We start from the raw sequence: 5,338 nt of genomic DNA on the forward strand, positions 1-5,338 counted from the left end.
GGGGGGCGGGCGCGTGAGGGCGCGCCGGGCCCCGCCGCTGACGGGAGGTCAGCCGGTGAAGGCCGTCAGGCCGTTCGGGGTGCCGAGGCCGGTCGGGCCGTCGTACCCCACCTCGGCGTGGCACAGGTACGCCGGCGAGCAGGACGCCGTCGACCCGGTCGTGACGTCGTTCAGCCCGGAGGTGTGCGCGTAGGCGACGGAGGCGGGCACCGCCGCCGTGTGCGCGCCGGCGTCGGCGTAGACCGCCGCGATCAGCGGGGACGCGACGCTGGTGCCGCCGTAGACGTTCCAGCCGGACGCGCCGTAGGTCTCGTAGACGGCGACGCCGGTGGCGGGGTCGGCGACGGCCGAGACGTCCGCGACGGTGCGCTTGGCGCAGCCGCTGTCGGTCTGCCAGGAGGGCTTGGCGTCGTAGGCCGAACAGCCGGAGCCCGCCCCCTCCGTGCTGCTGGTCGACCAGACGCTCTCCTTCCAGCCGCGGGCGTTGGAGGTCTTGGTGAGCGCGGTGCCGCCGACGGCGGTGACGTACCGGGAGGCGGCCGGGTACTCCACGCCGTAGCCGCTGTCGCCGGAGGAGGCGGTGACGGCGACGCCGGGGTGGTCGAAGTACGTGGTGTCGTAGGAGGTGTCCGTGGCGGACTCCGAGCCGCCGTAGCTGTTGGAGACCTCGGTCGCGCCGAGCTTGACCGCCTCGTTCACCGCGGTGCCGAGGTTGGCCATCGACGCCGTCTTGGCCTCGACCAGGATGATGTGGGCGCGCGGGGCGATGGCGGAGACCATGTCCAGGTCGAGGGATATCTCCCCGGCCCAGCCCGCGTTGTTGGCGGGCAGGGTGCTGCCGCCGGTCTGGCTGACCTGCTTGAAGCAGCCGCTGGCCTTCGTGCAGGCGGGCAGCCCGTACTGGGCCCGGTAGACGGCCATGTCGGCGCCGGCCTTCGGGTCGTTGTAGGCGTCGACGATGGCCACGGTCTGCCCGGCGCCGCCGTTGGCCGGCAGGGCGTAGGCGGACAGCAGGTCGGCAGGCCCGAAGCCCGAGGGCGTCGCGCCCGGGGTGACCCCCTGGGCGCTCACGTGCTCCACGGCGTCGGTGACCCGCAGGGCGTCGCAGAACGCGTGACCCGGCGTCAGGTCGACGGCGCAGGAACGGGTCCAGCTGAGCGGGTGGCCGGCGGCGGCCCCGGCGGGCACCGCGGTGAGCAGGCCCGTCACGGCGAGGGCGGCCGACCCCAGCAGCGGGACGACGGCTCGCCGGGCGGGTACGGCGGTCGGAGATGTGCGCAACGTACGTCCTCCTGAGTCGAGTTGAACAGGGGGTGCTGTGCGACCACCCCCTGAGGGGGTGGCTCAGGAAACGTAACGAGGCGACGTAGTCATGACAACGAAACGGGCCGGGTTCCACCCACTCGGACTGTGGTCGCCTCCCCCGAAGCCACCTCGCGAATCGCGACGGAACGTCACGATGTGAATACACAGCGTGGTGTACCGTCGGGGCTGACATCCACGAAGGAGGACACATGGCGGGCAAGGCCAGCATCGTTTTCGCCCACGGGCTCTGGGCCGACGGGTCGTGCTTCAACAAGCTCATCCCCACGCTCCAGGCCGAGGGGCACCAGGTGCTGAGCTCGCAGCACGGCCTCGACTCGCTCGCAGGCGACGTCGCGTGCGTCACCCGCGCCATCAACCACGTGCCGGGCCCGGTCGTGCTCGTCGGTCACTCCTACGGCGGGACCTTGATCACCAAGGCCGGTGTCCACGACCGTGTGGCCGCCCTGGTCTACATCGCCGCCCTGGCCCCCGACGAGGACGAGACCTCGCAGGCCCAGCAGGAGAAGTTCGCCCCCACCCCCGTCTTCCAGCACATCGACGTCACCGACGACCGCATCTGGCTGCTCGAAGCGGGCGTCGGCGACTTCTGCGGCGACCTGCCGGCCTCCGAGCAGAAGCTCGTCCTCGCGACGGGCGCCGTCCCGGTCCCCGACCTGTTCACCCAGCAGGTCCCCGGCACCGCCTGGCGCACGAAGCCGAGTTGGTACATCGTCGCGAACAACGACCGCACCGTGAACCCGGACCTGGAGCGGGCCGCCGCCGAGCGCATGGGCGCGAAGACCTACGCCGTCGACAGCAGCCACGTGCCCATGCTCTCCCACCCCGACGTCGTCCTCGACGTCATCCGCGACGCCGCGAAGGCCGCCGAGGCGTAGGAGCGTGGCCGCGCTGACCCCGGGTTTCCGTTCCCGGCGACGGGCCCCCGGCGACCGCCTGCCGCCGGGGCAGTTCCTGACCGAAGGCTTTCCCGTGCTCTCCGCAGGTCCGACCCCGGCCGTCGCGACCGACCGCTGGCGGTTCACGCTGACCACCGAGACGGGCGATCAGCACGTCTGGACCTGGCCCCAGTTGACGGCCCTGCCGCAGGCCGACGTCACCACCGACCTGCACTGCGTCACCCGCTGGTCCAAGTTCGACACCCGCTGGCGCGGGGTGAGTCTGGACATGCTGCTCGACGGCGTCGACACCGAGGCGCGGTACGCATGGGTCGAGTCCTACGGGGGCTACACCACCAACATGCCGCTGGCGGACCTGCGGAACGGTCGGGCGTGGATCGCCCACACCTACGACGGCCGCCCCCTCCCGGCCGAACACGGAGGCCCGGCGCGGCTGCTGGTCCCGCACCTGTACCTGTGGAAGTCCGCGAAATGGGTGAGCGGCATCCGCCTGCGGATCAACGACCAGCAGGGCTTCTGGGAGTCCCTGGGCTATCACGCGTACGGCGACCCCTGGCGCGAGCAGCGCACCTGGGGCGACTGATCAGGAGTCCGACGATGAGCCGCTGGACGACGGCCCGACTGGTGTCACGGACCAAGGAATCGGACACGGCCCGGACGCTGCACCTCGACGCTCCGGGCTGGCCCGGCCATCTGGCGGGCCAGCACGTCGACCTCCGGCTCACCGCCGACGACGGCTACCAGGCCGTCCGCAGCTACTCGCTCTCCGCACCGGCGGACGGCGACCGCATCGCCGTGTCCGTACAGCCCGCCCCGTACGGCGAGGTGTCCCCGTACCTGGTCGAGGACTTCCCCGAGGGAGCCGACATCGAGGTCCGCGGACCGCTCGGCGGCTGGTTCGTCTGGCGCCCGGACCGCACCGAGCCGGTCCTGCTCGTGGCCGGCGGATCGGGCGTCGCGCCGCTCGTCGCGATGCTGCGCGCCCGCCTCGCGCTGCCCGAAGGCCCCGCCTTCCACCTTGTCTACTCGCTGCGCGGCCCGCAGGAGCGCTGGTTCGGCGACACCCTGGACTCCCTCGCCGGCCGCACCGAGATCGCGGTCGACTACGCGTACACCCGCGAAGCCCCGCCCGGCTCCGCCCGCCCGGTCGGCCGGATCCAGCAGGCCGAGCTGCTTGTCGACGGCTTCACCCCGGCGCAGGCGCCGCTGTGCTTCGTCTGCGGCCCGACGGCCTTCGTGGAGCACTGCGCCAACGCCCTCGTCGCGCTCGGACACCGCCCCGACCGGGTGCGCACCGAACGCTTCGGCTGAGACCGGCCACGACGAAGGAGGACTCATGGGCATGCAGGACGGGAACGCGCTCGCCGGCCCCCTGTCGGAGGTGTTCGCCGTGGACGTGACGGCCGCTCAGCGCCTCTGCCCTGGCTGCGGGACCGACAGCGCCGTCGGCGCGCTGCACGTCTACCGCATGGCGACCGCCGCGGTCGCGCGCTGCCCTGTCTGCGGGGAGATCGCGTTCCGGATCGCCCGGCACGCCGGCGCGCTCTGGCTCGACTTCGGAGGCGGCGGCGCCCTGCGCATCCCCGTGGGTTGAGCAGGACGCCGCCGCGCCGCGGTGCGCCGACCGAGCCCAGCGCCCGCGGACGTCCGCTACGCGCTCGCCCGGCCCAGGACGCAGAACTCGTTGCCCTCGGGATCGGCCAGCACGACCCACGACTGGTCGCCCTGGCCGATGTCGACACGCTGTGCGCCGTGGGCCACGAGACGAGCCACCTCGGCCGCCTGGTCGTCGGGCCGGAAGTCGAGGTGCAGACGGCTCTTGGACTTCTTGCTCTCCTCGATCCGGACGAAGTCCAGCCCCGGCTTCCGGTCCGGTGCCGGCCGGATCTCGAACTCGTCGTCGGAGGAGTAGACCACGACCCACCCGAGGGCGGTGGCCCACCACTGCCCCAGGGCCGCCGGGTCCACCGAATGAACGATTACCTGTTCCCATTCCAAGGTCATCCGTGGAGCTTAGACCGGCCCGGACCGTGGTCGCACGCTAGTTGGCGTCCGCCGCGCCTGCCTCCAGCGAGCGCTTGAGCGCGGCGAGCGTCACCGTCATGTTCCGGCGGTTCCATTCGGCGCGGTCGCCGGTGCGCAGCACCGTCTCCGTCGTCCAGGCGCTGACGCGGTCGCGGCGGTCCTGCCAGAACTGCTCCACCAGCGTCGCGCCGCCGCCCGTGCCGCCCGGCGTGAGCCGGAAGCCCCAGCGGGCGACCGGAACCGGTCCGAAGCTGACGTCCCAGGCGAAGGCGCGACCCGGCTCGGCCTCGACGACGCGGCAGACGGTGCTCCACCGGATGCCGCCCTTGCGGTTGCGTCCCTGGAACCGCGCGCCCAGCACCGGAGCGGCCGGGCTGCCGCGCCAGGCGGCGCCGGTGCACTCCGGGCTCCACTCGCCCATCCGCGTCACGTCGGCGACGGCAGCCCAGACGACGTCCGGCGGGACGGATATCTCCGTCCGCACGGAGACGGACTCACGGGCTGCGTTGTTCATACGAACCTCCTCCTGTGACAGGGCGTCCGGGGCATCGCACCGCCTGCGGGCCCACCGCGTCAACGTGCGCCGGGTCACCGCGGCGGCCATCCGCCGCCGTCGGGGCTGAACCGTCGCGTCGGCGCAGGCGTAGGAGCTGATGGAGTGGGCCCGGCCCGGGAAAGCTCCCCAGTGACGAGGTGAGGTACGTGAATGCTGATCGCCTGAGCAACGGTTCCGTCGGCGACCGTCCACCTGCGCCGCCCGCGGTCTCGCTGTCCGCCCTGCTCGAACTCGCCACCGACGCCTACGACGCCTGGCAGCAGGGGGACGCCAAGGCCGCGCGGGACGCGGCCACCGCGGCGGCCCCGGCGGCGCGGGCCGCCGTCGAGAGCCTGGACGCCGTCCTGGGCGGCTGACCGTCCGGGGGTGACGCCGGATGCCGTCGGCCAGGGGCTCACTTAACGTGATCCCATGACCACGGCTCGGCGCGACGGACTGCTCTCCCGACTCGGCAGGTTCTGCTACCGCCGGCGCCGGCGGGTACTGCTGACCTGGGGCGTCGGCCTCCTGGTGCTGCTGACGCTCGGCTTCGGCT

At 72.8% G+C, this 5,338-nt stretch carries 8 protein-coding genes; 5 read left to right on the forward strand and 3 right to left on the reverse strand.

Annotated elements, in window-relative coordinates; translation table 11 throughout:
* Nucleotides 1–48: 48 nt before the first annotated feature.
* A complete protein-coding gene (locus TR50_RS33870; protein ID WP_042431326.1) occupies nucleotides 49–1,281 on the reverse strand; it encodes a S53 family peptidase in 1,233 nt (410 codons plus the stop codon).
* A gap of 233 nt (nucleotides 1,282–1,514) precedes the next feature.
* Between TR50_RS33870 and TR50_RS33875 the strand changes: the two genes are divergently transcribed.
* Genes TR50_RS33875 through TR50_RS33890 form a run of 4 tightly spaced genes read left to right on the forward strand, consistent with a single transcriptional unit; the run spans nucleotide 1,515 to nucleotide 3,816 of the window.
* Entirely contained in the window at nucleotides 1,515–2,201 is a 687-nt protein-coding gene (locus TR50_RS33875) for an alpha/beta fold hydrolase (protein WP_042431327.1), read from the forward strand.
* Between the two features lie 4 nt (nucleotides 2,202–2,205).
* Nucleotides 2,206–2,805 (forward strand): molybdopterin-dependent oxidoreductase, encoded by a 600-nt coding sequence (locus tag TR50_RS33880; protein WP_042431329.1) that lies wholly within the window; start codon nucleotides 2,206–2,208, stop codon nucleotides 2,803–2,805.
* A gap of 14 nt (nucleotides 2,806–2,819) precedes the next feature.
* Nucleotides 2,820–3,533 carry an FAD-binding oxidoreductase gene (locus TR50_RS33885; protein WP_042431331.1) on the forward strand — a complete coding sequence of 238 codons (714 nt, stop codon included), beginning with the start codon at nucleotides 2,820–2,822 and terminating at the stop codon, nucleotides 3,531–3,533.
* A 31-nt stretch (nucleotides 3,534–3,564) separates the two neighbouring features.
* Nucleotides 3,565–3,816 (forward strand): DUF6510 family protein, encoded by a 252-nt coding sequence (locus tag TR50_RS33890; RefSeq protein WP_084701437.1) that lies wholly within the window; start codon nucleotides 3,565–3,567, stop codon nucleotides 3,814–3,816.
* 56 nt (nucleotides 3,817–3,872) lie between these two features.
* Here the strand turns inward: TR50_RS33890 and TR50_RS33895 are convergent, their stop codons facing one another.
* Nucleotides 3,873–4,226 carry a VOC family protein gene (locus TR50_RS33895; RefSeq protein ID WP_042431334.1) on the reverse strand — a complete coding sequence of 118 codons (354 nt, stop codon included), beginning with the start codon at nucleotides 4,224–4,226 and terminating at the stop codon, nucleotides 3,873–3,875.
* Between the two features lie 37 nt (nucleotides 4,227–4,263).
* A complete protein-coding gene (locus TR50_RS33900) occupies nucleotides 4,264–4,761 on the reverse strand; it encodes an SRPBCC family protein (RefSeq protein WP_042431336.1) in 498 nt (165 codons plus the stop codon).
* 188 nt (nucleotides 4,762–4,949) lie between these two features.
* On the opposite strand from TR50_RS33900, the gene TR50_RS33905 reads away from it, so the two are divergent.
* On the forward strand, nucleotides 4,950–5,159 hold the full coding sequence (locus tag TR50_RS33905; protein WP_152648787.1) for a hypothetical protein: 210 nt from the start codon (nucleotides 4,950–4,952) through the stop codon (nucleotides 5,157–5,159).
* Nucleotides 5,160–5,338 lie beyond the last annotated feature (179 nt).

The sequence above is a fragment of the Streptacidiphilus anmyonensis genome, assembly GCF_000787855.1.
In the GTDB taxonomy this organism is placed as follows: Bacteria; Actinomycetota; Actinomycetes; order Streptomycetales; family Streptomycetaceae; genus Streptacidiphilus; species Streptacidiphilus anmyonensis.